The organism is Pseudomonas asiatica (assembly GCF_009932335.1).
Classification (GTDB): Bacteria; Pseudomonadota; Gammaproteobacteria; order Pseudomonadales; family Pseudomonadaceae; genus Aquipseudomonas; species Aquipseudomonas asiatica.
This window is the reverse complement of the sequence record NZ_BLJF01000001.1, coordinates 2,871,507-2,898,073: the sequence shown is the minus strand read 5'-3', so window position 1 is coordinate 2,898,073 and position 26,567 is coordinate 2,871,507. Positions and strand designations below refer to the sequence as shown.

Annotated in this window: 22 protein-coding genes; 8 read left to right on the top strand and 14 right to left on the bottom strand. The window is 63.9% G+C overall.

From position 1 onward, the window contains the following. Nucleotides 1-97 precede the first annotated feature (97 nt). The 4 genes from gnd (at nt 98) to GYA95_RS13480 (ending at nt 5,455) form a co-directional block, all read left to right on the top strand. Nucleotides 98-1,132 (top strand): phosphogluconate dehydrogenase (NAD(+)-dependent, decarboxylating), encoded by a 1,035-nt coding sequence (gene gnd, locus GYA95_RS13495; RefSeq protein ID WP_137109124.1) that lies wholly within the window; start codon nt 98-100, stop codon nt 1,130-1,132. Then, the gene (zwf, locus tag GYA95_RS13490; RefSeq protein WP_015270994.1) at nt 1,129-2,634 is read left to right on the top strand and encodes a glucose-6-phosphate dehydrogenase; all 1,506 of its coding nucleotides are present in this window, start codon (nt 1,129-1,131) and stop codon (nt 2,632-2,634) included. Before gnd ends, zwf begins: the two co-directional genes overlap by 4 nt. A 144-nt stretch (nt 2,635-2,778) precedes the next feature. Then, nucleotides 2,779-4,575, top strand: coding sequence for a glycoside hydrolase family 15 protein (locus GYA95_RS13485; RefSeq protein WP_015270993.1), 1,797 nt, complete (start codon nt 2,779-2,781; stop codon nt 4,573-4,575). A 259-nt stretch (nt 4,576-4,834) separates the two neighbouring features. Beyond that, the gene (locus GYA95_RS13480) at nt 4,835-5,455 is read left to right on the top strand and encodes a TetR/AcrR family transcriptional regulator (protein ID WP_015270992.1); all 621 of its coding nucleotides are present in this window, start codon (nt 4,835-4,837) and stop codon (nt 5,453-5,455) included. Between the two features lie 147 nt (nt 5,456-5,602). Here the strand turns inward: GYA95_RS13480 and preA are convergent, their stop codons facing one another. The 3 genes from preA to hydA form a co-directional block, all read right to left on the bottom strand. Beyond that, nucleotides 5,603-6,877, bottom strand: a complete 1,275-nt coding sequence (preA, locus tag GYA95_RS13475; protein ID WP_015270991.1) for an NAD-dependent dihydropyrimidine dehydrogenase subunit PreA — start codon at nt 6,875-6,877, stop codon at nt 5,603-5,605. Further along, a complete protein-coding gene (locus GYA95_RS13470) occupies nt 6,878-8,245 on the bottom strand; it encodes an NAD(P)-dependent oxidoreductase (RefSeq protein WP_015270990.1) in 1,368 nt (455 codons plus the stop codon). 165 nt (nt 8,246-8,410) lie between these two features. After that, nucleotides 8,411-9,850: a dihydropyrimidinase gene (hydA, locus tag GYA95_RS13465; RefSeq protein WP_013973312.1), complete on the bottom strand. Its 1,440-nt coding sequence runs from the start codon at nt 9,848-9,850 to the stop codon at nt 8,411-8,413. A gap of 341 nt (nt 9,851-10,191) precedes the next feature. Between hydA and GYA95_RS13460 the strand changes: the two genes are divergently transcribed. Together GYA95_RS13460 and GYA95_RS13455 are read left to right on the top strand one after the other, a co-directional pair. Further along, entirely contained in the window at nt 10,192-11,682 is a 1,491-nt protein-coding gene (locus GYA95_RS13460; RefSeq protein WP_015270989.1) for an NCS1 family nucleobase:cation symporter-1, read from the top strand. Nucleotides 11,683-11,818: 136 nt separating this feature from the next. Then, nucleotides 11,819-13,102: a Zn-dependent hydrolase gene (locus tag GYA95_RS13455; RefSeq protein ID WP_015270988.1), complete on the top strand. Its 1,284-nt coding sequence runs from the start codon at nt 11,819-11,821 to the stop codon at nt 13,100-13,102. Between the two features lie 141 nt (nt 13,103-13,243). Here the strand turns inward: GYA95_RS13455 and GYA95_RS13450 are convergent, their stop codons facing one another. The 6 genes from GYA95_RS13450 to nhaB all read right to left on the bottom strand — a co-directional run bounded on the left by GYA95_RS13450 (nt 13,244) and on the right by nhaB (nt 18,274). Then, nucleotides 13,244-13,783: a P-loop NTPase family protein gene (locus GYA95_RS13450; RefSeq protein WP_015270987.1), complete on the bottom strand. Its 540-nt coding sequence runs from the start codon at nt 13,781-13,783 to the stop codon at nt 13,244-13,246. Between the two features lie 34 nt (nt 13,784-13,817). Continuing rightward, a complete protein-coding gene (locus tag GYA95_RS13445; protein ID WP_015270986.1) occupies nt 13,818-14,777 on the bottom strand; it encodes a ribonuclease Z in 960 nt (319 codons plus the stop codon). Between the two features lie 16 nt (nt 14,778-14,793). Then, on the bottom strand, nt 14,794-15,255 hold the full coding sequence (locus GYA95_RS13440) for an NUDIX hydrolase (protein WP_015270985.1): 462 nt from the start codon (nt 15,253-15,255) through the stop codon (nt 14,794-14,796). 80 nt (nt 15,256-15,335) lie between these two features. Continuing rightward, a complete protein-coding gene (locus GYA95_RS13435) occupies nt 15,336-15,881 on the bottom strand; it encodes a lipocalin family protein (RefSeq protein ID WP_015270984.1) in 546 nt (181 codons plus the stop codon). A gap of 80 nt (nt 15,882-15,961) precedes the next feature. Beyond that, the gene (locus tag GYA95_RS13430) at nt 15,962-16,576 is read right to left on the bottom strand and encodes a dihydrofolate reductase family protein (RefSeq protein WP_161551407.1); all 615 of its coding nucleotides are present in this window, start codon (nt 16,574-16,576) and stop codon (nt 15,962-15,964) included. A 195-nt stretch (nt 16,577-16,771) separates the two neighbouring features. Next, a complete protein-coding gene (gene nhaB, locus GYA95_RS13425; RefSeq protein WP_015270982.1) occupies nt 16,772-18,274 on the bottom strand; it encodes a sodium/proton antiporter NhaB in 1,503 nt (500 codons plus the stop codon). A 150-nt stretch (nt 18,275-18,424) separates the two neighbouring features. On the opposite strand from nhaB, the gene GYA95_RS13420 reads away from it, so the two are divergent. Both GYA95_RS13420 and nudC read left to right on the top strand, forming a co-directional pair. Then, on the top strand, nt 18,425-19,237 hold the full coding sequence (locus GYA95_RS13420) for a crotonase/enoyl-CoA hydratase family protein (RefSeq protein ID WP_015270981.1): 813 nt from the start codon (nt 18,425-18,427) through the stop codon (nt 19,235-19,237). Between the two features lie 36 nt (nt 19,238-19,273). Next, nucleotides 19,274-20,104 (top strand): NAD(+) diphosphatase, encoded by an 831-nt coding sequence (gene nudC, locus GYA95_RS13415; RefSeq protein WP_015270980.1) that lies wholly within the window; start codon nt 19,274-19,276, stop codon nt 20,102-20,104. Here nudC and GYA95_RS13410 read toward each other — a convergent pair. From GYA95_RS13410 to GYA95_RS13390, 5 genes are all read right to left on the bottom strand, one after another. Further along, complete coding sequence (locus GYA95_RS13410) at nt 20,072-20,851, bottom strand: TSUP family transporter (protein WP_015270979.1); 780 nt, start codon at nt 20,849-20,851, stop codon at nt 20,072-20,074. The genes nudC and GYA95_RS13410 overlap by 33 nt on opposite strands. Nucleotides 20,852-20,979: 128 nt before the next feature. Then, nucleotides 20,980-21,885, bottom strand: coding sequence for an RHS repeat-associated core domain-containing protein (locus tag GYA95_RS13405; protein ID WP_015270978.1), 906 nt, complete (start codon nt 21,883-21,885; stop codon nt 20,980-20,982). Between the two features lie 226 nt (nt 21,886-22,111). After that, complete coding sequence (locus GYA95_RS13400; protein WP_015270977.1) at nt 22,112-22,942, bottom strand: alpha/beta fold hydrolase; 831 nt, start codon at nt 22,940-22,942, stop codon at nt 22,112-22,114. A gap of 80 nt (nt 22,943-23,022) precedes the next feature. Beyond that, nucleotides 23,023-24,312: an NAD(P)/FAD-dependent oxidoreductase gene (locus GYA95_RS13395; protein ID WP_161551406.1), complete on the bottom strand. Its 1,290-nt coding sequence runs from the start codon at nt 24,310-24,312 to the stop codon at nt 23,023-23,025. Nucleotides 24,313-24,545: 233 nt separating this feature from the next. Further along, nucleotides 24,546-26,501 (bottom strand): DNA topoisomerase III, encoded by a 1,956-nt coding sequence (locus tag GYA95_RS13390; protein WP_015270975.1) that lies wholly within the window; start codon nt 26,499-26,501, stop codon nt 24,546-24,548. Nucleotides 26,502-26,567: the final 66 nt, after the last annotated feature.

Here is a 26,567-nt window from a genome sequence, read left to right as displayed (position 1 = left end):
GGCGCATTCTGAATTCTTTCGCAGGTCTTGGGAACTTTTTTGTTTATCGTGGTCCCGCCGTTCGTCGCTGAACCCTCGAGCGGTACGCTGGACTAATCTGAAAAGCTGGATTGTGTTGTCATTTATTTCGAAAGGGGAGCATCGGCTCATGCAACTGGGAATCATCGGGCTGGGCCGCATGGGCGGCAATATCGCAAGGCGCCTGATGCGCGCAGGCCACCGTACTGTGGTGCATGACCGCAACCGTGAGGCCATCACCGGTCTGGAGGGCGAGGGCGCCCAGGGTGCGCACGACCTCGGTGCGCTGGTACAGAAGCTGAAAGCGCCGCGCGCGGTGTGGGTCATGTTGCCCGCCGGCGAGCCCACCGAGCAGACCATCGCCCAACTGGCCGAACTGCTGGAGCCGGGCGATGCGATCATCGACGGCGGCAACACCTTCTACAAGGACGACATGCGCCGCGCCGCCGAACTGGCCAAGCGCGGGCTGCATTACCTGGATGTCGGCACCTCGGGCGGTGTGTGGGGCCTGGACCGTGGCTACTGCATGATGATCGGTGGCGAAAAGGAAGTGTTCGAGCGCCTGGAACCGCTGTTCAAGGCGCTGGCCCCGGGCGTGGGTGACATCCCGCGTACCCATGGCCGCAGCGGCGAGCACCAGCGTGCCGAGCACGGCTACATCCATGCCGGCCCACCCGGTGCCGGGCACTACGTGAAAATGGTGCACAACGGCATCGAATACGGCCTGATGCAGGCATACGCCGAAGGCTTCGACCTGCTGCGCAGCAAGGGCGGCAACGAACTGCCGGAAGACCAGCGTTTCGACCTGAACGTGGCCGAAATCGCCGAAGTGTGGCGGCGCGGTAGCGTGGTCACCTCGTGGCTGCTCGACCTCACCGCCGATGCGCTGGTGGCCGACCCGCAGCTGTCGCAATTCAGTGGCTCGGTGTCCGACAGTGGTGAGGGCCGCTGGACCATCGACGCCGCCGTCGAGCAGGCGGTGCCGGTGCCGGTGCTGTCCAGCGCGCTGTTCGCCCGCTTCCGCTCGCGCCAGCAGCAAGGCACCTATGGTGACAAGATTCTCTCGGCCATGCGCCTGGGCTTCGGTGGCCACGTCGAGAAAAAAGCCGAATGACCAAACAGAGCACTCCGGCTGCTCCGCCATGCACCCTGTTCCTGTTCGGCGCCAATGGCGACCTGGTAAAGCGCCTGCTGATGCCGGCGCTTTACAACCTCAGCCGTGACGGTCTGCTGGACCGCAACCTGCGCATTGTTGGCGTCGACCACAACCCGGCCACTGCCGAGGAATTCGCCGAACGCCTGCACGCGTTCATGGTCGAGCGTGACAAAGGCGGCGAGGGCACGGCCAAGTGCCTGGATGAGAAGCTCTGGGCACGCCTGGCCAAGCGCCTGGATTACCAGACCGGCGATTTCCTCGACCCGGCCACCTACCAGGCCCTCGCCAAGCGCATCGACACGACCCGCCATGGCAACGCCATCTTCTACCTGGCGACCTCGCCGCGCTTCTTCCCCGAGGTGGCGCAGCGCCTGGGGCAGGCCGGGCTGCTCGACGAATCGGCCGGCGGCTTTCGCCGGGTCGTGGTGGAAAAGCCCTTTGGCACCGACCTGGCCAGCGCCGAGGCGCTCAACGCCTGCCTGCTGAAGGTGATGGGCGAGCGGCAGATCTACCGCATCGACCATTACCTGGGCAAAGAGACGGTGCAGAACATCCTGGTCAGCCGGTTCTCCAACGGCTTGTTCGAATCGTTCTGGAACAACCACTACATCGACCATGTGCAGATCACCGCCGCGGAAACCGTCGGCGTCGAGACCCGTGGTGCGTTCTATGACAGCACCGGAGCGCTGCGCGACATGGTGCCCAACCACCTGTTCCAGTTGCTGGCGATGGTGGCCATGGAACCCCCGGCCGCGTTCGCCGCCGATGCCGTGCGCAGCGAAAAGGCCAAGGTGGTCGGCGCCATCCGCCCATGGTCGGCGAAGATGGCCCTGAAAAATTCCGTGCGTGGCCAGTACGGCGCCGGCAAACAGGGGCGCAAGCAGTTGCCTGGCTACCGCCACGAGCCCAACGTCGCGGCGGATAGCCAGACCGAGACCTATGTGGCGCTCAAGGTGATGATCGACAACTGGCGCTGGGCCGGCGTGCCGTTCTACCTGCGTACTGGCAAGCGCATGAGCGTGCGTGATACCGAAATCGCCATCTGCTTCAAGCCTGCGCCCTATGCGCAGTTCCGCGAGTCGGAGCTGGAGCGGCCCAAGCCCAATTACCTGAAGATCCAGATCCAGCCCAACGAAGGCATGTGGTTCGACCTGCAGGCCAAGCGCCCCGGGCCGGAGCTGGTGATGGAGAATGTCGAGCTGGGCTTTGCCTACAAGGACTTCTTCAAGATGACCCCGGCGACCGGCTACGAAACGCTGATCTACGATTGCCTGACCGGTGACCAGACCTTGTTCCAGCGGGCTGACAACATCGAGAACGGCTGGCGCGCGGTGCAGCCGTTCCTCGATGCCTGGGCCCAGGGCGGCGAGGTGCATGAGTACCCGGCCGGTGAAGACGGGCCCGAGGCCGGCAATGAATTGCTGACGCGGGACAAGCGCGAGTGGCATCGCTTGGGGTGAGTTTTTTGTAGAGCCTGTGCCGGCCCTTTCGCGGGCACGCCCGCTCCCACAGGTATTGCACCGCCTTCACGGGCTGTGGTGCACCTGTGGGAGCGGGCGTGCCCGCGAAGAGGCCGTCACAGGCAAACACACAAAGGAGCCCCAATGCCTGCCCACATCGAAGACTATGCCCTGCTGGGCAACTGCCGCAGCGCCGCCCTGGTCAGCCGCGATGGCTCGCTCGACTGGCTGTGCCTGCCACGCTTCGACGCCCCCGCGGTATTCGCCGCCCTGCTGGGCAACGAAGAAAACGGCCGCTGGCGCCTGGCCCCCTGCGACCCGGTCGAATACAGTAGCCGCCAATATGTGGACGACACCTTGGTGCTGGAAACCACCTGGGTCACCGCCACCGGCCGCGCCCGTGTGCTCGACTTCATGCCGCTGGGCGAGGTCAACTCGCTGGTGCGTATCGTCGAGGGCCTCGCAGGCGAAACCAACTTCGAGATGGACCTGGTGATGCGCTTCGACTATGGCCGCAGCGTGCCCTGGGTAGAACGGCTGGACCCGCTGACCCTCAGCGCCGTCGCCGGCCCCGACCGGCTGATCCTGTGCAGCACCGTCCCCCCGCATGCCCGTGACCAGCACACGGTCGCCCGCTTTCGCGTTGGCGCGGGCGAACGCCAGGTGTTCAGCCTGCGCCACCAGCCCTCGCACCTGCCGATGCAGCCCGGCTGTGATATCGACCAAGCGCTGGCGCAGACCATCGACCAATGGCGGGCCTTCGCCGCCCGCTGCCCACAGGTGGGCCCATATTCCGCCCTGGTGCGCCGTTCGCTGCTGACCCTCAAGGCCATGACCTACGCGCCCACCGGCGGCATCGTTGCCGCCGTCACCACCTCGCTGCCCGAGCGCATCGGCCACGAGCGCAACTGGGACTACCGCTTCTGTTGGCTGCGCGACGCGACCATGACCCTGCTGGCCTTCATGAACCTCGGCTACTTCGACGAAGCCCAGGCCTGGCGGGAATGGCTGTTGCGCTCGGTGGCCGGCAACCCCGAGCAGATGCAGATCATGTACGGCCTGGCCGGTGAGCGCGACCTGCAGGAATACACCTTGCCGTGGCTGGCCGGCTACGAGCACTCGCAACCGGTGCGGGTGGGCAACGCAGCGTCAGGGCAGATGCAACTGGACATCTACGGCGAACTCGCCGATGCCATGACCCAGGCAATAAAGGGGGGCTTGCCCCGCCATCCACGTAGCGCCGCCATCTCACGTCTGATCCTGCCTTACGTCGAGCGCATCTGGCGCCAGCCGGACGAGGGCATCTGGGAAGTGCGCGGCGGCCGGCAGCAGTTCGTGCACTCCAAGGTCATGGCCTGGGTTGCCTTCGACCGTGCCGCAGGGCTGGCCGACACCACCGAGGAAGGCCGCGAGCGTGGGCAGCACTACCGCCAGGTGGCTGACGAGATTCGTCGTGAAGTATGCGCGCGGGGTCTGGACCCCAGCGGCCGTTTTTTCGTCCAGGCCTATGGCTCGACCGAGATGGACGCCAGTTTGTTGCAGATTGCCCTGACCGGCTTCCTGCCGGCTGATGACCCACGCTTTTTGCGCACGCTTGAACAGGTCGAACAGCGCCTGATGAAAAACGGTCTTCTGCTGCGCTATGACAGCGACAGCTGTAGCGATGGCCTGACTCCAGGGGAGGGCACCTTCCTGGTGTGTTCGTTCTGGCTGGCCGACGTGTATGTATTGCTGGGCCGCCAGGCACAAGCGCAGGCACTTTACGAACGCCTGACCGGCCTGTGCAACGACGTTGGCCTGCTGGCCGAACAGTACGACCCGGCGGGCCAGCGCATGCTTGGCAACTTCCCCCAGGCATTCAGCCATATCGGCATCATCAACACCGCACTGAACCTGCACCGCGCACAGTGCCCGGTGCGTGATCGGGCGAGTTGTGGCTAAGGTGGCGGTCTCGCCGGCAGCCCCGGCAATTCATGCAGTGAGGCTGAAATCCCGGGGGCGCTACGCACCCCTTTCGCGACACAAGGCCGCTCCTACAGGGATTGCGCTGGCTTGGAGTAAGCGGAGTAGACTAGGGCATACCCCTTCGGCACGGAGCACACATGGGCATTCGCGGTACTGATCGGCAGATCGACAACATCGAGTTCAATTTCATCTACCCAGACGGTTATGAGCTGGCGGTGTGGACGGCCCAAGCCTGATGGCCAATCACAAGATCGAAATCCGCCGGCGCAATATCGAGAAGATCCTGCAGGCGGCGGAAAAGGTGTTCGCCGAGAAGGGCTACGGCGCCACGTCGATGGGTGATATCGCCGAGCAGGCCGAGCTGCCGCGTTCCAACCTGCATTATTACTTCAGCACCAAGGACGATCTGTTCCGCGCAGTGCTGCAGGACCTGCTGGATGTGTGGAAGCAGGACGCGCTGTGCTTCGAGAACTTCGACGACCCGCGCGTGGTGCTGACCAGTTACATCCGGGCGAAGATGGGCCACTCGCGCTCGCGGCCGCTGGGCTCGAAGATCTGGGCCGAAGAGATGCTGCATGGGGCGCCGGTGCTGGGGGTGAACCTGGATGAAAGCCTGGTGCCCTGGGCCAAGTTGAAGGAAGCCAAGATCCGCCGCTGGGTGGAGGAGGGGCGCATCCTGCCGGTGGAGCCGTCGGCACTTTTGTACATGATCTGGGCCTCGACCCAGCACTATGCCGACTTTGGTTACCAGGTGACGTTGCTCAATGGCGGGGAGGCGTTGTCGGACATGGCCTTTGAAAATGCCGTGCAGACGGTGACCAGCGTGATCTTGCGGGGGATCGGGCTGGAGCCTTGAGGTCGGTGTACGCTGAGCGATTGGGGCCGCTTTGCGGCCCTTCGCGGGCACGCCCGCTCCCACAGGTGTTTCGCTGCCCTCCCAAGCGGCGCGATCCCTGTGGGAGCGGGCGTGCCCGCGAAGGGCTGCAAGGCAGCCCCAATTGCCTCAACTGGCCTCGCGGTAGGGATTACGCGGGTCCTGCGTCCAGTTCAGGTACGGCTTGCCGGTATCCTGGGCCACCATCTCGATGCAGCTCTCCACCGGGCAGGTGATCTGGCACAGGTTGCAGCCCACGCATTCCTCTTCGATCACGCTGTAGATATGCGTCCCGTCAGCCTGCAACGTACTGGCAATCGCCTGGTGCGAAGTGTCCTCACAGGCAATGTGGCAGCGCCCGCAGCCTATGCATGCTTGCTGGTCGATGTGCGCCACCGACTTGTAGTTCATGTCCAGGTACTTCCAGTCGGTGGTATGCCCCACCGCCTGGCCGCGGAACGCTTCGATGTTGGGGTGCCCGTGCTGGTCCATCCAGCGCGCCAGGCCGTCCTTCATGTCCTCGACGATGCGGAAGCCGTGCAGCATCGCTGCCGTGCACACCTGTACAGCGCCACTGCCCAGGGCCATGAACTCGGCTGCGTCACGCCAACTGCCTATGCCGCCAATACCACAGATGGGCAAGCCGAGCGTTTGCGGGTCGCGGGCGATTTCCGCGACCATGTTCAGGGCAATCGGCTTCACCGCCGAACCGCAATAACCACCATGGGTGCTCTGGTCGCCAACGATGGGGTGGGCGACCATGCGATCGAGGTCGACGCTGGTGATCGAGTTGATGGTATTGATCAACGACACCGCATCCGCCCCGCCACGGTGCGCGGCGCGGGCCGACTGGCGGATATCGGTGATGTTCGGCGTGAGTTTGACGATCACCGGCAGCGAGCAGTACGTCTTGCACCAGCGGGTGACCATTTCCACGTACTCCGGCACCTGGCCGACCGCCGCGCCCATGCCGCGCTCCGGCATGCCGTGCGGGCAGCCGAAATTCAGTTCGATGCCATCGGCCCCGGTGGCTTCCACCAGCGGCAGTATGAACTTCCACGAGTCTTCCACGCAGGGCACCATCAGCGACACGATCAGTGCGCGGTCGGGCCAGTCCTTCTTCACCTGGGTGATTTCGCGCAGGTTGATGTCCAGTGAGCGGTCGGTGATGAGCTCGATGTTGTTGATGCCCTGCACCTGGCGGTTGGGGCCGTAATGCGCCGAGTAGCGCGACGACACGTTGACTGCCGCCGGGTCTTCACCGAGTGTTTTCCACACTACGCCACCCCAGCCGGCCTCGAAGGCGCGGACCACGTTGTAGGCCTTGTCGGTTGGCGGAGCGGAGGCCAGCCAGAAGGGGTTGGGTGCCTTGATGCCGGCAAATTCGATGGACAGGTCGGCCATTTACGCAGCCTCCACGTTGAGCATGAGTTGGGCATGGATGGCTTCGGCGGCCAGCTTGCCGTGTTGCACGGCCTGGACGGTAAGGTCCTGGCCCAGGGCGGTGCAGTCGCCGCCGGCATAGACGCCCGGCAGGCTGGTCTGCATCGTTTCGTCGACGCGGATGCGCTCGCCGTCGCGCGCCAGTTGTGCGGCCACCGGGTCGACGAGGCTGGCGTCGTCGAAGCGTTGGCCGATGGCCTTGAAGATGGCATCGGCAGCCAGTTCGAAGGTTTCGCCGGTGTCGCGCAGGCGGCCGTCTGCCAGCTCGGTGCGGGCAAAGCGCATACCGCGCACCTTGCCGCTGTCGTCCAGCAACACGGCATCGGGGCGGGCCCAGGTATGCAGGCGCACCTGGTTGGCCTTGGCGATGTCCTGCTCGTGGCCGGTGGCGCCCATGTCGGCATGGCCACGGCGGTACACCAGGTTGACGTCGCGGGCACCCAAGCGGCTCATCTGCACGGCCATGTCGATCGCGGTGTTGCCGGCGCCGATCACCAGGCAGCGGTCGGCGAGGGGCAACTGGTTCAGGTCGTCGGCCTGGCGCAGTTCGCGTATGTATGCGGTGGCGGCGAGCAGGCCGGGGGCTTCTTCATCAGGCAGGCCGAGCTGGCGCACGGCATTCAGGCCCAGGCCGAGGAACACTGCGTCGAATTGGTCGCGCAGCTCGCCCAGGCCAAAGTTGCTGCCCAGGCGCTGGCCATGGCGGATCTCGATGCCGCCGATGCCGAGCAGGAATTCCACTTCACGCTGGGCATAGTCGTCCACCAGCTTGTAGCGGGCGATTCCGTACTCGTTGAGGCCACCGGCCTTGTCGCTGGCCTCGAACACCACCACATCATGCCCGTGCATGGCCAGGCGGTGGGCACACGACAGCCCGGCAGGGCCGGCACCGACCACGGCGATGCGCTTGCCGGTGGCCGGCGAGCGCTGGAACGGGTGCTCGGTGAAGTGGGCGTTGTCCAGAGCATAGCGCTGCAGCTGGCCGATCAGCACCGGTGCGCATTCCTGCGCGTTGTTGCGCACGCAGGCTTGCTGGCAAAGGATTTCGGTGGGGCAGACGCGGGCGCAACTGCCGCCGAGGATGTTGGCCGAGAGGATGCGCTCGGCGGCGCCTTGCAGGTTTTCGTCGCTGATGCGGTGGATGAACGACGGGATGTCGATGTCACTGGGGCAAGCGTTGACGCAGGGGGCGTCATAGCAATACAGGCAGCGTGCGCTTTCGACGGCGGCCTGGCGGGCGGTGAGGGGTGGGGCCAGGTCGCTGAAGCGCTCGGCCAGCTGGTCGGCGCCGGCCCGTGGGCGCGGCAAGTGGTTCAGGGCGTCGATCACGGTTGTAGCCTCTCTATTTTTTATGGATGCAGGCGACAAGCATTGCGGTGGTTTCTGGGGCCGCTGCGCGCCCCATCGCGACACAAGGCCGCTCCTACAAGGAACCGCGCACTCCTGTAGGAGCGGCCTTGTGTCGCGATGGGCTGCGCAGCAGCCCCAATGGCTTCAGCGCTGTACGGGCGTCGGCCGCTGCACTTCGGCCCTGCGCCCCAGCACCTCGTACACCGACGGATACGCCGGCCGTTCCACATACCGGCCCGCGCCTTTTTCCGCACGCAGGTCGCCATCGGCCCAGAGCACCTTGCCCTGGCTGATGGTATGGCTGGGGATGCCGCGCACGGTACGGCCTTCGAAGATGTTGAAGTCCACCTGCTGGTGGTGGGTCTTGGCCGAGATGGTGCGCGTGCCTTGCGGGTCCCACAGCACCAGGTCGGCGTCGGCACCAACACGAATGGCACCCTTGCGAGGGAAGAGGTTGAAGATTTTCGCGGTGTTGGTGGAGGTCAGCGCAACGAACTCATGCATCGACAGGCGCCCGCTGTTGACCCCTGCATCCCACAGCACCGCCATGCGGTCCTCGATGCCGGCAGTGCCGTTGGGGATACGGCTGAAATCGTCGCGCCCCATGGCTTTTTGCTCTGCGCAGAAGCAGCAGTGGTCGGTGGCGGTGGTGTGCAGGTTGCCCGATTGCAGCCCACGCCACAGCGCCTCCTGGTGTTCACGCGGGCGGAACGGGGGACTCATCACGTAGCCTGCGGCGGTGGCCCAGTCAGGGTCACGGTAGACGCTGTCATCCAGCAGCAGATGGCCGGGCAGGACTTCGCCGTAGACCGGCTGGCCCTTGCCTCTGGCATAGGCGATTTCATCCAGCGCTTCGCGGCTGGAAACGTGCACCAGATACAGTGGTGTGCCCAGCGTCTCGGCAATGCGGATGGCTCGGCTGGCCGCTTCACCCTCGACCTGGGATGGGCGTGACAGCGGGTGGGCTTCCGGCCCGGTCAGGCCCTGGGCCAGCAGTTTTTTCTGCAGGTGGTACACCAGCTCGCCGTTCTCGGCATGCACGGTGGGCACTGCACCCAGTTGCAGGCAGCGCTCGAAGCTGGCCACCAGGGTGTCGTCGGCGGCCATGATCGCATTCTTGTAGGCCATGAAGTGCTTGAAGCTGTTCACCCCATGTTTGGCCACCAGTTCGCCCATCTCTTCGGCTACCTGCTCGCTCCACCAGGTAATGGCGACATGGAAGCCGTAGTCGCTGGCGCTTTTCTGCGCCCAGCCGCGCCAGGTGTGGAAGGCCTCAAGCAACGACTGCTGCGGGTTGGGGATGACGAAGTCGATGATCGAAGTGGTGCCACCGGCCAGGCCCGCGGCGGTGCCGCTGAAGAAATCCTCGCTGGCCACCGTGCCCATGAACGGCAGCTGCATGTGGGTGTGCGGGTCGATGCCGCCGGGCATCAGGTACTGGCCACTGCCGTCGAGGATCTGGCAGTCGGTGGGCGGTTCGAGGTTTTGCCCAATGGCACGGATCAGGCCATCGGCACACAGGACATCAGCGGGGTAACTCTCTTCGTGGGTGACCACGGTGGCGCCACGGATCAACAGGGACATGCCGTTTTCCTCGCAGGCTGACCGGTCTGGGCCGGTTCTTGGAGTTTTCTTGATGCAGGGCGGGCAGGGCGGTTAATCCTGTCAGGCCTGACAAGATTCGAGGCTAGATGCTGATCCGGGATTCAGCAAGAAAATTTTCCCATTAATTTTGTGGTTTTTAAGTGATTGAAATTAATGGGTTAATTTAATTATTAGTGCTGACTGCGTAGCTTTCTGATGCTTTGACTTACTTGACAAGATGAAAATCTGGTCGAGATTTTCAAGCACATGAACCGTGAGTACTCCGGCCATCGCATCAGCCCGATGGGCAACAACTAGAAGAAAATCTGGAGAAAGCCCCCATGCAGCAGAGCAGATCGGAAGTGGTCGAGCGCGATGGCCTGTTCGAGCTGTCCGAAGGTAGCGATGTCCTCGACAGCCCGCGCTACAACCACGACATCGCCCCGACCAAGGTGCACCAGCGCACCTGGAACAAATGGCACATCACCGCCCTGTGGGTGGGCATGTCCATCTGCGTGCCCACCTACACCCTCGGCGGCGTGCTCACTGCCTACTTCGGCCTCAGCGTGGGCGAGGCCTTGCTGGCTATTCTGCTGGCCAACCTGATCGTTCTGATCCCGCTCACCCTCAACGCCTTCCCTGGCACCAAGTATGGCATTCCGTTCCCGGTGCTGCTGCGTTCGTCGTTCGGCATACTCGGCTCAAACGTGCCATGCCTGATCCGGGCGGTGGTCGCCTGTGGCTGGTTCGGCATCCAGACCATGTTCGGTGGCCTGGCCATCCACCTGTTCCTTGGCTCGGTGTTCGACGGCTGGAAGGCCCTGGGCGGCACCGGCGAGGTGATCGGCTTCATGATCTTCTGGTGCCTGAACCTGTGGGTGGTGCTGCGTGGCGCCGAGTCGATCAAGTGGCTCGAAACGCTGTCGGCACCGCTGCTGGTGGCCGTGGGTGTCGGCCTGCTGTTCTGGGCCTTGCCGCACATGTCGATGACCGAATTGCTGGCCCAGCCGCCCAAGCGCCCGGAAGGGGCGAACATGCTCGGCTACTTCTGCGCCGGGCTTACCGCCATGGTCGGTTTCTGGGCCACGCTATCGCTGAACATCCCCGACTTCAGCCGCTATGCCCGCAGCCAGAAGGACCAGATTCTCGGGCAGATCTTCGGCTTGCCGCTGACCATGTTCCTGTTTGCTGCGCTGGGCGTGGTGCTGACCGCAGCCTCGGCATCGCTGGTTGGCGAGACCGTGTCCGACCCGGTCAGCCTGATCGGCAAGATCCACAGCCCGTTCTGGGTGGCCCTGGCCATGGCGCTGATCGTGATCGCCACGCTGTCGACCAACACCGCGGCGAACATCGTGTCGCCGACCAACGACTTCCAGAACATCGCCCCACGCCTGATCGGGCGCAGCCGCGCGGTGTGGCTGACCGGCTTCATCGGCCTGGCGCTGATGGGCCATGAGCTGCTGAAGAAGCTGGGCTGGATCGTTTCCGACCTGAGCCTGGAGAGCGTGTATTCCAACTGGCTGCTGGGCTATTCGAGCCTGCTGGGGCCGATCGCCGGGATCATGGTGGTGGACTACTTCCTGATCCGCCGGCAGGAGCTGGACCTGGCCGGGCTGTACCGTGACGACGTGTACCCGGCATGGAACTGGGCCGGTTTTGCCGCCTTTGCGTTGCCGGTGGCGCTGACCGTCATGGCGATTGGCAACAGCAGTTTCAGCTGGTTCTACGACTACGGTTGGTTCACCGGTTCGCTGCTGGGTGGGGCGCTGTATTACCTCTTGGCCCGTGTGGTCGCGCGCAGCCCGGCGCGGGTGGCCAAGCCCTTGCCGTGAGACCGCGCTGGCTTCTTCGCGGGCTCGCCCGCTCCCACAGGTACTGCACGGTTTTCCAGACCTGTGGTGATCCTGTGGGAGCGGGCATGCCCGCGAAGAGGCGGCACAGACAACAAAAAGCCTGAAGGAGAAACCCGTGACCCCAGTCAAAGAGATCCTGAAGACCACCGCCCACCACATCGACAGCACCCGCCTGTGGCAGTCCCTGATGGACCTGGCCCGCCTCGGTGCCACCGCCAAGGGCGGCGTGTGCCGCCTGGCCCTGACCGACCTCGACCGTCAGGCCCGCGACCTGTTCGTGCAGTGGTGCGAGGCCGCCGGTTGCACGGTCACCATCGACGCCGTCGGCAACATCTTCGCCCGTCGCCCTGGGCGTAACCCCAAGCTGCCCCCGGTGATGACCGGCAGCCATATCGACACCCAGCCCACCGGTGGCAAGTTCGACGGTTGCTTCGGGGTGATGGCCGGGCTGGAGGTAATTCGTACCCTCAACGATCTCGGCGTGGAAACCGAAGCACCGCTGGAAGTGGTGGTGTGGACCAACGAGGAAGGCTCGCGCTTTGCGCCGTGCATGATGGGCTCCGGGGTGTTCGCCGGCAAGTTCACGCTGGAGGAAACCCTGGCCAAGCGCGACGCCCAGGGTGTCAGTGTTGGTGAGGCGTTGAACGCCATCGGCTACGCCGGCCCGCGCGCCGTATCAGGCCACCCGGTGGGTGCCTACTTCGAAGCGCATATCGAGCAGGGCCCGATCCTCGAAGATCAGGCCAAGACCATCGGCGTGGTGCTGGGTGCGCTGGGCCAGAAGTGGTTCGACCTGACCTTGCGCGGTGTCGAGGCCCACGCCGGCCCTACGCCCATGCACCTGCGCAAGGACGCCCTGGTCGGCGCGGCGGCAGTGGTGGAGGCAGTCAACCGCACCGCCCTCGGCCACCAGCCCCATGCCTGTGGGACGGTGGGGTGCCTGCAGGCCTACCCGGGCTCGCGCAACGTGATCCCGGGCGAAGTGCGCATGACCCTGGATTTCCGCCACCTGGAGGGTGAGCAGCTGAATGCGATGATTGCCGATGTGCGTGCGGTGATCGAGGCGACCTGTGCCAGGCATGGCCTGAGCCACGAATTGGTGCCTACGGCTGATTTCCCGGCGTTGTACTTCGACAATGCCTGTGTCGATGCCGTGCGCAAATCGGCGCAGGCGCTGGGCCTGCCGCACATGGACATCGTCAGCGGCGCGGGGCACGACGCGATCTTCCTGGCCGAACTGGGGCCGGCGGGGATGATATTCGTGCCGTGCGAGAACGGTATCAGCCATAACGAGATCGAGAACGCCACGCCCGAGGACCTGGCTGCGGGCTGCGCAGTGTTGCTGCGCGCGATGCTGGCGGCGTCGGAGGCGATTGCCAGTGGGCGGTTGGCGGCCTAGCGCCGTCAGTATCAGGAGTACGCGCTTTTTGTAGGAGCGGCCTTGTGTCGCGATCGGGCTGCGCAGCAGCCCCAGGATCTTGAAGTAGACGCGGGCATCGCCGGGGCCGCTTTGCGGCCCTTTCGCGACACAAGGCCGCTCCTACAGGGGCCGCGCTGCCGGGGCGGGTTGGGTAAGATCTGCCAGACACGCCGCAATCTGCCGTTCACCTCGCAAATGCACCACCGGCACCTGCGGCCCTGTGGCCTGGCGGCTCGCCTCGATCCCCGGCCGATACCCCCGATCGAACGTCCATACGAACTTCAAAAAGGTCAGAAACGCCCGGTCCAGCCGCTCGGTACATCCCGCCGGCAGGTCCGGTCGGGGCTTGTTCAGCACACTGCGCAGGATCACCCGCTTGAGGCAGGTCAGTCTCGGCGTATCCAGCCAGATGACAAGGTCGGCCCGCGGCAGACGCAGGTCGAACGTGCGGCGGGCATAATTGCCCTCGCATACCCAAGCCTCCCCAGCCACCGCATTGCGCACGCGGGTACGGAAGGTCTCGGCATCCGGCTCGACCCAGCCGGTCTCCCAGAACAACGTATCGAGGTGCACCACCGGCACGCCCAAGCGTGCGCCTATCTGCCGGGCCAGGGTCGATTTGCCACTGCCGGCGTTGCCCAGAATCACGATGCGTTGCATGGCCAAGTCCTTTTGGAAAACCGGCCATGCTAAATCATCCGGCCGGTTCGAGACAGCCATCGCGCCCGATGTGATAGCGCTGCAGGTCCTGCGCCAGGGTAAGCTGCCCGCTGTAGTGGGCGAGGGCTTCGTCGCGCACGTTGTCGATGCTCGGGCTGCGCCGTGGGTCGTTCTGGTAGCGGGCGCTGAAGTGCGTCAGCACCAGGTTGCGCACGCCCGCCGCTTCGGCAAAGCGCGCCACCGCAGCCGCGGTGCTGTGGCCGAAGGTGACTCCCGTGCGCTCAACCACCGCCTGGGTGAACGTGGCTTCGTGCACCAGCACGTCCGCGCCCCTGGCGGCATCGGCCAGTAGCTCGGGGTTGTCGTTGTCGCCGCACACGATCACCCGCCGCGGCGGGCGCGAAGGGCGCAGGTAATCCTTGCCGTGCAGCCGCCGACCGCCATGCTGCACCGTCAAACCCTTGGCCAGCTCGCCCCACAGCGGGCCGCGGGGGATACCTTCGGCTTCCAGGCGCGGGATGTTCAGTCGCGGTTCGGGGTTGAGCTCGGTGAACACGAAGCCGACGCTCGGCACCCGGTGCGACAGCTGCACGCTAGTCACTTCCAGGGCGTCACTGCGCCACTCCACCAGATCTTCCACGGCCAGCAGGCGCAGTTCGAACGGCAGGAAGGTATCGCTGGCCACCAGCCCCTGGCGCACCCAGTCGTGCAGGGCGGCGGGCAGGACAAGGTCCAGCGGCTGGGTGCGCCCGCTCATGCCGGCGCTGGCCAGCAGGCCCGGCAGGCCGAAGCAATGGTCGCCGTGCACGTGGGTAATGAAGATGGCGCGCAGGTCGCGGATCGACAGCGGTGTGTGCAGCAGCCGGTGCTGGGTGCCTTCGCCACAGTCGACCAGGTACCAGTGGCTGCCACTGGCCTCGATTACTGCGGTACCGCTCACATTGCGTGTCTTGGTCGGCACGCCGGCGGAGGTGCCCAGGAACAGCAGGTCCATGGTCTGGCTCCTTGTTTCAGCCCAGCAGCGACAGGTCGCGCAGCAACGTCTGCAGCCCTTGCGGTACCAGCGCGCCGATGCGCGCCAGGTCGGCGCTGTCGCACCAGCGGGCACGGAATGGGCTGCTGTCGGACTCCTGGCCGTCCAGCCAGGCTTGCTGGTACAGGCTGGCGTCGTCGAAGCGTGCATCGTACACCTGCACAATCTCATGCCCTGGCTTGCCGGCATAGGTGAACAGGCTCTCCAGGGTGCCGAGCAGGCGCACGTCGCTGATCGGCTGGCGCAGTTCTTCGTCGATTTCCCGGGCGATGGCATCGCGGCCCAGTTCACCGAACTCTATGCCGCCACCCAGCGGCCGGCACAGGGTCTGGCCGGTGGCCGGGTCGTTGAACACGTTCACCAGGATCTTGCCTTGGTGATGGAACACGCAGAGGGCGAGAAAACGGATACGGTGTGCTGGCAGCGGCTTGGTACTCAACGGGCTCGTTCCTTCGAGGTGACATGGGGCGCACACCTTAGCCGGATTGCCGCATGTCGTCGATGGCCCCCAGGTCTTGCCTACTCGGCCTGCCGCCAGATGAGCTTGCTGGTGTCATAGCCTTGCTCCCGGGCAATTGTCAGCAGTTGCTCGCGTAGCTGGTCGGTGACCGCGGGCGTGCGCGAAAGCAGCCACAGGTATTCGCGATTCGGGTGGCCGACCAAGGCTACGCGGTAGTCCTGGTCGTGGTACAGCACCCAGTACTCGCCTTTGGTCAGGCCGGGCGCGAGGCGGCTGAACCAGTTGTCGAAGCGCACCCAGAGCTTGTCGGTGCTGCCCGGTTGCTGGGCTTCGGCGATGCCCTTGGCCTGGTTCCACTGGCCGTCCTTTTCCTGGCAGCGGTTGGTCACGTCGAGGCGACCATCCTCTCGCAGGCCATACTGCGCCTCGGACTGCACGCAGTTGCGCTGGAAGAACATCGGCAGCCGGGCGAGTTCGTACCAGGTGCCCTGGTAACGTTGCAGGTCGACCTGCTGGGTACGCGGCGGTGCCGGGTGATCGTTGCCGGCGCAGCCGAGCAGGGCCAAGGTCATGCAGGAAAGCAGCAACGTGGTGCGTAGCGCCATGGTGAACCTCCTTGATACGGACGGGGCTTACTTGGGTTTCGATGCGAGCGAGAGGCAAAAGTTGTACAGGATTATGCCTTTCAGAACGAACCGGTCTGCACTTCACCTGCACGCGCGTAACGGGCGATGAGCACGCCCGTGGGCGAAACCTGCGAATGCTGCAGTGTGAAGGCCGCCGCTGCTGCATCATCGCCGAACAGGCGCTTGCCGTGGCCGAGCAGCAGCGGGTGAATCAGCAGTTGCAGTTCATCGACCAGGCCCGTCGCCAGCAGTTGCTGCACCAGCTCGCTGCTGCCCTGGGTCAGCAGGTTGGCGCCGTCCTGTTGTTTCAGCGCGTGGACCGCTGCGGTGATGTCTGCGCCCAGTGCATGGCTGTTGTGCCAGTCGAGGGTTGCGGGGGTGTGGGTGACCACGTGCTTGGGCACGTTGTTGAACAGGTTGGCGATGGAGAAGTCTTCCGAGCTGCCTTTTACCTTTGGCCAGTAGTCGGCGAAGATGTCGTAGGTGCGCCGGCCCAACAGCAGTTCGAAAGGCTGGCTGAACAGGGCTTGCATGGCTTGGCCGAAGACTTCCTCGGCGTAAGGTACGATCCAGCCGCCGTAAGTGAAGCCGCCGCTGGTGTCTTCCTGCGGACCACCTGGGGCCTGCATGACACCGTCGAGGCTGATGAAGGCGGCTACGATGAGTTTGCGCATGGGGACTCTCCTGTTGGCAGCCGGGGTGGCTGGGGGCATGGGATAGTCGAATGGCGGCGGACAGAATCGACAACGCAAACCTGTGCCGGCCCTTTCGCGGGCATGCCCGCTCCCACAGGATCACCACAGCTCCAGAAAGCGGTGCAGTGCCTGTAGGAGCAGCCTTGTGCTGCGAAGAGGCCGGTGCAGGCTACCTCAAAGCCAGTAGGTCACCGCCCACCACCCCAGCCCACCCATCACTACGGTATAGGGCAAGGCCATCCACACCATTCGCCCATACGACAGCCGGATCAGCGGCGCAATCGCCGAAGTCAGCAGGAACAGGAACGCCGCCTGCCCATTCGGCGTCGCCACGCTCGGCAGGTTGGTGCCGGTGTTGATCGCCACCGCCAGCGTCTCGAAATGCTCACGGCTCATGCTGCCATTGAGGAACGCCTGCTTCACCTCGGTGATGTAGATGGTGGCAACGAACACGTTGTCGCTGATCGCCGACAGCAGGCCGTTGGCCAGGTACAGCATGCCCGGTTGCTGCTCGGCCGGCAGCGCCAGCACCCAGGCAATCAACGGGCTGAACAGTTGCTGTTGATGAATCACCGCCACCACCGCGAAGAACACCACCAGCAAAGCGGTGAACGGCATGGCGTCCTGGAAGGCGCGGCCCAGGCGGTGTTCGTCGGTAATGCCGGTGAATGCCGTGATCAGCACGATCACCATCAGGCCGATCAGGCCGACCTCGGCAACGTGCAGCCCCAGGCAGAAGATCAGGATCAGTGCAGCGAACCCTTGCACCCACAGCGCGATGCGCTGGGCAGTCGTGCGTGCAGCATCGTCCTCGGCGGCATAGGCGGCCAACACCTGGCGCACTGGCTCGGGCATCAGCTTGCCATAGCCGAACAGGCGCAGCTTCTCCAGCAGCACGCAGGTCAGCAGGCCGGCGCCCAGCACCGGCAGCGACACCGGTGCCACCTTCAGGAAGAAATCGGCAAAGTGCCAGCCCATTTCGTGGCCGATCAGCAGGTTCTGTGGTTCGCCCACCAGCGTGCACACGCCGCCCAGGGCGGTGCCCACCGCACCATGCATCAGCAGGCTGCGCAGGAATGCGCGGAACTGGTCGAGGTCTTCACGATGCAACTGTGCGACCTGCTGGTCGCTGTCCAGAGCACTGTCTTCGCGCGGATTGGCCCCGGAGGCGACGCGGTGGTACACCGCATAGAAACCGACCGCGGCGCTGATGATCACGGCGGTCACGGTCAGTGCATCGAGAAACGCCGAGAGGAATGCCGACAGCACGCAGAACAGCAACGCCAGGATCGCCTTCGAACGCACCCCCAGCAGGATGCGCGAGAACAGGAACAGCAGCAGTTCCTTCATGAAGTGGATGCCCGCGACCATGAACATCAGCAGCAGGATCACCGGGAAGTTGTGCTGCAGCTCTTCGTACAGGGCTTGCGGGGTGGTCATCTGCAACAGCAGGGCTTCGACCAGCAGCAGGCCGCCAGGCATGAGCGGGTAGCACTTCAGGGCCATGCCCAGGGTGAAGATGAATTCGAGCACCAGTGCCCAGCCGGCAGCGACCGGGCCGACGGCCATCAGCAGCAGTGGGTTGAGCACCAGGAACAGGCAGATGACTGCCTTGTACCAAAGCGGCGATTGGCCCAGAAAGCTGTGGGCGAGGGCGCCGGTCAGGGAGCGCGACATGAATTTGTATCCTTATGATTCGGCGATGGCGCACGGTGCCGGATCAGCGCCTCTTAGGCAAGGCGTATAGTCCCGTTTTTGGCACAAGTGCGGTCATCGGGCTGGGTTAACATCCGTGCCATGAACCCTTTATCCGCAGGAGTGCCGCCCGTGACCGAGTACAGCGCATTCAAGGTCGAACTGACCAACAGCATCGCCCACGTTCAGATCAACCGCCCGGACAAGCGCAATGCGATGAACGCTGCCTTCTGGGAGGAGATCATCGACATCTTCCAGTGGGTCGACGACACCGATGCAGTGCGAGCGGTAGTGATCAGCGGTGCCGGCAAGCATTTTTCCGCCGGTATCGACCTGATGATGCTGGCTTCGCTGGCCGGGCAGATGGGCAAGGACGTGGGTCGTAACGCGCGCTTCCTGCGCAGTACCATCCTGCGCCTGCAGGCGTCGTTCAATGCCGTGGACAAATGCCGCAAGCCGGTACTGGCCGCGGTGCAGGGTTACTGCATTGGCGGCGCCATCGACCTCATCTCGGCTTGCGACATGCGCTACTGCAGCAGCGACGCGCAGTTCTCGATCAAGGAAATCGACATGGGCATGGCCGCCGATGTCGGCACACTGCAACGTTTGCCTCGTATCATCGGTGACGGCATGATGCGTGAGCTGGCTTACACGGGGCGCAATGTCGAGGCAGAAGAGGCGCTGCGCATCGGCTTGGTCAACCGGGTTTATGATGATCAGGCTGCGCTGATGGACGGGGTCTTTGCCATCGCTGGCGAGATTGCCGCAAAATCGCCGATCGCCGTGGCCGGCACCAAGGAAATGCTCAGCTACATGCGTGACCATCGCATCGATGATGGCCTGGAGTACATCGCCACCTGGAACGCCGCGATGCTGCAGTCCGAAGACCTGCGCGTGGCGGTGGCGGCGCACATGAGCAAACAGAAACCGACGTTCGCCGACTGATCAGGCCGGGGGACGCGAAGTAAGGGAACCCCCGACATGTCAGCACGCTGGACTACCGCAGTACTCGACCCGCAGATCACCGGGGGGCTGGCCGTGGCCCGCAGCCCGGAAGGGTTCCTGGTGGACGACAACGGCGCGCTGTTCCCTCGCGACTGGCTCAAGCGCCAGGACCTCGACGTACTGTGCGAGCACGGCATCGGCCACTTCGACGGCCAGCCGGTCTTCCTGCTGGAGCTGCGCAGCGCTACCGAGGTGCCCGGCTGCGCCTGGCGCGGCCTGCGTGCATTCATGCTCGAGGGTGATTTCGACACCTACAAAGTGCTGGGCTATGCCGCGCAGATCGGCACCTGGGCCCGCGAGCACCGCTTCTGCGGCAGCTGCGGCCAGGCAATGACGCAGATTCGCTGGGAGCGGGCGATGTACTGCCAGCCTTGCGACCTGCGCAGCTACCCGCGCATTTCACCGAGCATGATCGTACTGGTGACACGTGGCGACGAAATCCTGCTGGCGCGTTCGCCACGCTTCGTCACCGGGGTGTACAGCACCCTGGCAGGCTTCGCCGAGCCGGGCGAGTCGGCCGAGGACTGCCTGGTGCGCGAAGTGCGTGAGGAGGTAGCGGTGGAAGTAAGGAACATCCAGTACGTCGGCAGCCAGTGCTGGCCGTTCCCGCACTCGATGATGCTGGGCTTCCATGCCGAGTATGCCAGCGGCGATATCGTCATGCAGCCGGACGAGATCGAGGATGCCAAGTGGTTCAGCGTCCACGACCTGCCGCCGCTGCCGGCCGGGCGGTCGATTGCCCGGTATCTGATCGACCTGTATGTTGCGCGCCGTTTAGGCTTGGCCGAACCAGTGCTGCCACGCTAGACGCACGGTCAGTGCCAGCACCACGGTGATGAACACTGGGCGGATGAACTTGCTGCCGCCACTGATCGCCGTGCGTGCGCCGAAGAAGGCGCCAACCATCACCGACATGCCCATGCACAGGCCGACGATGTAGTCCACCTGCCCGGAAATGATGAACACCGTCAGCGCTGCGATGTTGCTGACGAAATTCATGCTGCGCGCCACGCCGCTGGCACGGACCAGGTCGATGGGGTACAGCAGCAGGGTGCTGACCGTCCAGAACGCCCCGGTGCCCGGGCCGGCCACGCCGTCATAGAAACCCAAGGTAAAGCCTTGCGGCATTTGCCATTTCTTCTTGATGGGTGCATCGGCATCGAGCGGCGCCTTGGGCGTGCCACCGAACAGCAGATAGACGCCACAGGCGAAGACAATCACCGGCAGCATCTTGTTCAGCCATTCGGCCGGCATGTAGTGGGCGATCACTGCACCGAGCAAAGCGCCGACCAAGGTGGCGAACAATGCCGGGCGCCACTGCGCCGGGTGGAACAGTTTGCGCCTGTAGTAGGTGAAGCTGGCGGTGGCCGAGCCGAAGGTAGAGCTGAGCTTGTTGGTGCCCAGTACCAGGTGCGGCGGCATGCCCGCGGTGAGTAACGCCGGGGTGGTGAGCAGGCCGCCACCGCCGGCGATGGCATCGATGAAACCGGCGACGAAGGCGACCAGGGCCAGGATCAGCAGGGTGAGGGGTTCTACGGTGAGTTCGAAGTGCATGGGAGGCTTCAGGCTGGAGGGTCGGTTTGCGGCTAATGGAGAAATAAACGGGCATGATAATCCCACGTCCCCAAGGCTGACAGTGTTTCCGGCCGCTTACTTGTTTCAAACCGACCCTGCAGGGGTATCTAGGTACCACGTATCGCTGATCTGGCAGTTGTAGGGCGTGATGCCTCAGGTGACGCAGGTGACAACTGACTGCTCGAATTCATTGTAGTGGTTTCATGTGACGCCAAGTTGCTCAGTAGGGTTCTGTACTCAAGGATTTTTGCCTCTAGGGCTATGTAATTAAGCTGCTCGTCCATGTATAGGTATTTTTCGTAGTTAAAGTCATGAGTGATGGGGCCTTCAATGTTGCCATGCTTTAAGCGCCAGTTGCGGACTGCTGTATCCTTGAGATCGCTGAGCATGGCATCACCCTTCGGAAGCTTGTAAATCGCCTTGAGGGTTTTTATGGTTACGTTCTCGTCATCAATGACAGCGGAATACTTTTCGAGATTCGGATTCTCGGTAATTGCTTCCCTTGCTTTATTGATGTAATGGATTCTGGGTTTTACAAACTTATCCTTTACGTTATTCCACATTGTCCTGGCGCGACGCAACATATGCCCTGAAGGGTCGTGATGGTTCACGGGGTCTCCCAAGCAATAGGCGTAGGCGTTATGTGTGTGTTTCTTAAACGGGCTGAGGCTGTCCGCTGAGTAAAATCGCGCCAGTCTAGTACTAAAGGCACGATAGCCGTTTCCAAGGAGGTAGCAGTTTGTGACGCTATCGTAGCGTTGTCCGGTGAAGCCCATCATATGAGCTGTGGAGCTGTATCCGTAAGCGGTGTAGGCCAGGTTGTGAATGCCTTCGCGATGAGAACGGTTGATTATGGAACTCTGAGAGTCTGCCGCCAGTAGTAGTGTCTCGGTCGAGCGTTGCGCTAGAGAAAGGTTTGAGATTGAAAAGACTGTGACGGAACGATCGCTGCCGATCTCCAAGGACAGTTGGCCATTCTTGTAGAATAAACGCTGCTTCCAGTTCTGTGCCATGGTCAGCCTGCTGGTGCGAGAAGTACTGAATTTAAATTACCTTCATGCAAAATAGACAGGCGCGCAACTGGCAGTTTTGCCAGTTGCATACACTCATGAAATAGGTATGTTGACAGTGCCGGCCCTTTCGCGGGCTCGCCCGCTCCCACAGGTTATATGTATATCTCAAGATGCAGTACCTGTGGGAGCGGGCGTGCCCGCGAAGAGGCCGGTGCAGGCGACTACATCAGCTACGTATGAACGCCAGCAAATCCGCATTGATCACATCGGCATGGGTGGTCGGCATGCCATGCGGGTAGCCTTTGTAAGTCTTCAACGCGCCATTGGGCAGCAGCTTCGCCGACAGCACTCCGGAGTTCTCATACGGCACGATCTGGTCATCATCGCCGTGCATCACCAGCACAGGTTGCTGGATGCCCTTCAGGTCCTCGGTAAAATCGGTCTGGGAAAATGCCACGATGCCATCGTAATGGGCCTTGGCGCTGCCGATCATGCCCTGGCGCCACCAGTTGCCGATGATGCCTTCGCTGGCTTCTGCACCGGGGCGGTTGTAGCCGTAGAACGGCCCGGCCGGCACATCGCGGTAGAACTGCGCACGGTTGCTGGCGACCTGGGCCTGGAAACCGTCGAACACCGATTTGGGCAGGCCACCGGGGTTACCGGGAGTCTGCACCATCAATGGCGGTACGGCGGCAATCAACACGGCCTTGAGCACCTTGTCTTCAGGGTGCCGGGCCATGTAGCGCACCACCTCACCGCCACCGGTCGAGTGGCCGACATGCACGGCGCCCTGGATGCCCAGGTGAGCGACGACCGCCGCCACATCGTCGGCGTAATGGTCCATGTCGTGGCCGTCCCATACCTGGCTGGAGCGGCCATGGCCGCGGCGGTCGTGGGCGACCACGCGATAACCCTGGGCGAGGAAGAACAACATCTGCGCATCCCAGTCGTCGGCGCTGAGAGGCCAGCCGTGATGGAAGTGGATAACCGGTGCATCGCGCGGGCCCCAGTCCTTGTAGAAGATCTGTACGCCGTCCTTTGTAGTTACATAGCTCATGGTCGGGTCTCCTGTGTGCAGGAAGTGAAGGGAGCTATTGAGAATAGGAGAGATTTCTGCGCAGTAAGCGCCGGCCGTCTTCAGATACGATCGCGCATCCTGTACCAGGCCTTGGCGGCGGCTTCCAGCGGTGCGGCCAGCAGGTCGCCGCCGGGGAAGCGGCCGTTGTCGATGCCTTGGTACAGCGTCAGCAGGTCGTCGTCACCGAGGATGGCGTCGCTCACGGCCCGGGCTGCGGCCAGGGTCGGCAGCACGCCATGGCCGGAGAAGCCCTGCAGCCAGTAGCGCTGGCCCTCGCGGCCGACATCCGGGGTGCGCTGGATGCTGCAGTCGATATGGCCGCCCCAGGCATAGTCGATGACCACCCCGGCCAGCTGCGGGAACACCCGCTCCAGGTAGGGGCGGGTGGCGCTGGCGACATCTTTGGGAATACCGCCCAGGTAGGTGCAGCCGCCGCCGAACAGCAGGCGATGGTCCGGGGTAATGCGGAAATAGTCGGGCACGAACTGGTTGTCGATCACGCAGCTATTGCGCGGCAGCAATGATCGGGCGAAATCGGCGTCGAGCGGCGCGGTGGCGACCTGGTAGGAACCGACCGGCAACAGGCGACGCGACAGGTTACGGTCGAGGCGGTCGATGTAGGCGTTGCAGGCTAGCACTAACACCTGGCAGCGTACTTCGCCGCGGTCGGTACGGGCGACATAGCCGTCGCCAGCTCGCTGGTAGCTGAGCACCTGGCTCTGTTCGTAGATACGCCCACCGGCCGCCTCGATGGTATTGGCCAGGCCCTGGGCCAGCTTCAGCGGGTTGAGGTGGGCGCCTTTGGCGTCGTATAGCGCGGCCTGGTAGCGCGGGCTGTCGATCCATTGAGGCAGCTCGTCGCGGCCGATCAGGCGCAGGGCGTCGTAGCCCCATTTGTGTTCGGCCTCATGCAGGGCTTCTTCCAGCATCTTCACCCGGCGCGGCAGCACGGCGGTCCACAGGCTGCCCAGCCGGTAGTCGATGTCGAAGCCATGGCGCTCGGGCAGTTTGCGCATTTCATCGGCGGCCCAGCACATGCTGGCCCACAGGCGTTGGGTGCGTTCGGTGCCCAAGGCCTTTTCCAGCGGCGGCATGTCGCACGACCAGCCGAGCAGTGCCTGGCCGCCGTTGCGGCCGGACGCGGCCCAGGCCACGCGGCTGGCTTCCAGCAGCGTTACACGCTTGCCGGCCTGGGTCAGGCGCAAGGCGGTGTGCAGGCCGCTGAAGCCGGCGCCAATGATCAGGACTTCGGTGTCGTGGCTGCCTTGCAGGGTAGGGTGCAGGGGAATGCTGGCGGGGTAGGTCTGGGCGTAGTAGCTGGCGACGTGCTGGGCGGATTGTTTGAACATGCAGGGGTCTCATGAAATTTGCTTTAATTATTTTCATGAAAATTTAGCATTAAAAATTCATGGCGCCAGTATGTTGGTCAGGTTTTGTGGTTTGTCTGAATTCTCTGTATTCCTGGCCTGGCCCTATCGCCGGCAAGCCAGCTCCCACAAGTCCTACGCAGGTTTTGAAAGCTGTGTGGTACCTGTGGGAGCTGGCTTGCCAGCGATAGGGCTGTAATGACAGTGCAAAAGCCTCAGGTTGAAGCTTTTCTCTTGGGCTGCCGCGGCTTGCTGGCAGCCTTGCTTCCAGCCGCTTTACTCTTCCCACTCCCTCTACGCTTTTTCTTCCACGGCGGCGCAGCCCCGGCTGCCGGCCCGCTGATGGTCATGCGCATGCCGCTGCACCGTTCGACCAGCTTGCCCATCCATGCCGACTGCCGGGCGACGAACTCTTCCAGCGTCATCTCGCCACTCTGCACCATGTCCAGCGCCTGCTCCCAGATAGCTGTGGTACCAGGGTCGGCAATGGCGCGAGGTACGGCGTCGATCAGGCTGAAGGCCGCAGGGGTGGCGGACAGCGCCTTGCCGTTCTTCACCAGGTAGCCGCGGTCAAGCAGGCCCTGGATGATGCTGGCGCGGGTGGCTTCGGTGCCGATACCGGTGGTTTCCTTCAGCTTCTGCTTCAACCGCGGGTCGTCCACCAGCTTGGCCACGTTCTTCATTGCCTTGATCAGGTCGCCTTCGGTAAACGGCTTGGGCGGCTGGGTCCACAGGTCTTTCAGTTGCAGGCCCTGCACCGTGCAGTCCTGGCCTTCGCGCAGCGCCGGCAGCACCTGGGCCGGTGGTGCCTCGCGGCCCTTGGCCGGGGTCAGCGCCTCGGGCAGCGCACGGCGCCAGCCTGGTTCGACTATCTGCTTGCCTACGGCACGCAGGGCATGGCCAGCGCAGTCGAAGTCGGCCTGGGTACGGTCGTACTCGTGATTGGGCAGGAACTGCGCAAGGTAGCGGGCGCGGATCAGGGTGTACACCGCCTTGTGCTTGGCTGGCAGGCGCGACGGGTCGCTGGCAGCGGCAGTGGGGATGATGCCGTGGTGGGCGCTGACCTTGGCGTCGTTCCACGCCCGTGAGCGGCGTTGCGGCTCCAGGTAGGGCTGCAGCGGCGCCAGGCTGGCATCGGAACGTTGCAGGGCGGCGAGGATGGCTGGCGCTTCGGCGTGCTGGCTTTGCGGCAGGTAGCCGCAGTCGCTGCGCGGGTAGGTGATCAGCTTGTGGGTCTCGTACAGGGCCTGGGCGATGTCGAGGGTTTCCTGGGCGCCGAGGCCGAACTTTTTCGAGCACAGCTCCTGCAGGGTGCCAAGGTCGAAGGGCAGGGGTGCCGCTTCACGCACGCGTTCGGTGGTCACCTTCACGGCCCGGGCAGTACCCGCATTGCCGATGTCGGCGGCAGCCTGCTGCGCCAGGGCCTGGTTCAGGCAGCGGCCCTGGTCGTCGCAGGCGTCATCGGGGGCGCGCCACTGGGCGTTGAAGCCAAAGCCTGCGTGTTCGAGCTGCACGTCGATGGCCCAGAACGGTACCGGCACAAAGTCGGCGATGCTGCGGTCGCGGTCGACCACCAGGCGCAGGGTGGGCGTTTGCACCCGGCCCACCGGCAGCACGCCCTGATAGCCCGACTGGCGGCCCAGCAGGGTGAACAGCCGGCTCATGTTCATGCCGATCAGCCAGTCTGCGCGCGAACGGCCCAACGCCGAGTGGTACAGGTTGAAGGTTTCGTGGCCCGGCAGCAGCCGCGCCAGGGCCTTGCGAATGGAGGCGTCGTCCAGTGCCGACAGCCACAGGCGCTGCACCGGGCCGCGGTAGCGGCAATGCTCGACCAGTTCGCGGGCGATCATTTCGCCTTCGCGGTCGGCGTCGGTGGCGATCACCAGTTCGCGTGCTTCGCCGAGCAGGCGCTTGACTGCCTTGAACTGGCTGGCGGTCTTGGGCTTGACCAGCATTTTCCACTTTTCCGGGATGATCGGCAGGTCGGCCAGGTTCCAGCGCTTGTAGCGTTCGTCGTAGCTGTCGGGCGGGGCGGTTTCCAGCAGGTGGCCGATGCACCAAGTCACGCAGACGTCGGTGCCTTGCCAGCAGCCATCGCCCTTGCGGTTGGCGCCGAGCACTTTGGCGATGTCTTTTGCCTGGGAGGGTTTTTCGCAGAGGAACAGGCGCATGGCCGGAGACGCTTCATCGGGGGTGATGGGCGATAGGATGCGCAAGCGAGGGCGCGGAGGCAAGTT

What these genes read in the sequence shown, in the direction of transcription:
- nhaB (WP_015270982.1), bottom strand. Translation starts at nt 18,274, where the DNA reads ATGTCGCGCTCCCTGACCGGCGCCCTCGCCCACAGCTTTCTGGGCCAA.
- GYA95_RS13485 (WP_015270993.1), top strand. Translation starts at nt 2,779, where the DNA reads ATGCCTGCCCACATCGAAGACTATGCCCTGCTGGGCAACTGCCGCAGC.
- GYA95_RS13430 (WP_161551407.1), bottom strand. Translation starts at nt 16,576, where the DNA reads ATGCGCAAACTCATCGTAGCCGCCTTCATCAGCCTCGACGGTGTCATG.
- preA (WP_015270991.1), bottom strand. Translation starts at nt 6,877, where the DNA reads ATGGCCGACCTGTCCATCGAATTTGCCGGCATCAAGGCACCCAACCCC.
- zwf (WP_015270994.1), top strand. Translation starts at nt 1,129, where the DNA reads ATGACCAAACAGAGCACTCCGGCTGCTCCGCCATGCACCCTGTTCCTG.
- GYA95_RS13445 (WP_015270986.1), bottom strand. Translation starts at nt 14,777, where the DNA reads ATGGACCTGCTGTTCCTGGGCACCTCCGCCGGCGTGCCGACCAAGACA.
- GYA95_RS13400 (WP_015270977.1), bottom strand. Translation starts at nt 22,942, where the DNA reads ATGAGCTATGTAACTACAAAGGACGGCGTACAGATCTTCTACAAGGAC.
- GYA95_RS13460 (WP_015270989.1), top strand. Translation starts at nt 10,192, where the DNA reads ATGCAGCAGAGCAGATCGGAAGTGGTCGAGCGCGATGGCCTGTTCGAG.
- GYA95_RS13435 (WP_015270984.1), bottom strand. Translation starts at nt 15,881, where the DNA reads ATGGCGCTACGCACCACGTTGCTGCTTTCCTGCATGACCTTGGCCCTG.
- hydA (WP_013973312.1), bottom strand. Translation starts at nt 9,850, where the DNA reads ATGTCCCTGTTGATCCGTGGCGCCACCGTGGTCACCCACGAAGAGAGT.
- GYA95_RS13395 (WP_161551406.1), bottom strand. Translation starts at nt 24,312, where the DNA reads ATGTTCAAACAATCCGCCCAGCACGTCGCCAGCTACTACGCCCAGACC.
- GYA95_RS13410 (WP_015270979.1), bottom strand. Translation starts at nt 20,851, where the DNA reads ATGCACTTCGAACTCACCGTAGAACCCCTCACCCTGCTGATCCTGGCC.
- GYA95_RS13480 (WP_015270992.1), top strand. Translation starts at nt 4,835, where the DNA reads ATGGCCAATCACAAGATCGAAATCCGCCGGCGCAATATCGAGAAGATC.
- GYA95_RS13450 (WP_015270987.1), bottom strand. Translation starts at nt 13,783, where the DNA reads ATGCAACGCATCGTGATTCTGGGCAACGCCGGCAGTGGCAAATCGACC.
- nudC (WP_015270980.1), top strand. Translation starts at nt 19,274, where the DNA reads ATGTCAGCACGCTGGACTACCGCAGTACTCGACCCGCAGATCACCGGG.
- GYA95_RS13405 (WP_015270978.1), bottom strand. Translation starts at nt 21,885, where the DNA reads ATGGCACAGAACTGGAAGCAGCGTTTATTCTACAAGAATGGCCAACTG.
- GYA95_RS13390 (WP_015270975.1), bottom strand. Translation starts at nt 26,501, where the DNA reads ATGCGCCTGTTCCTCTGCGAAAAACCCTCCCAGGCAAAAGACATCGCC.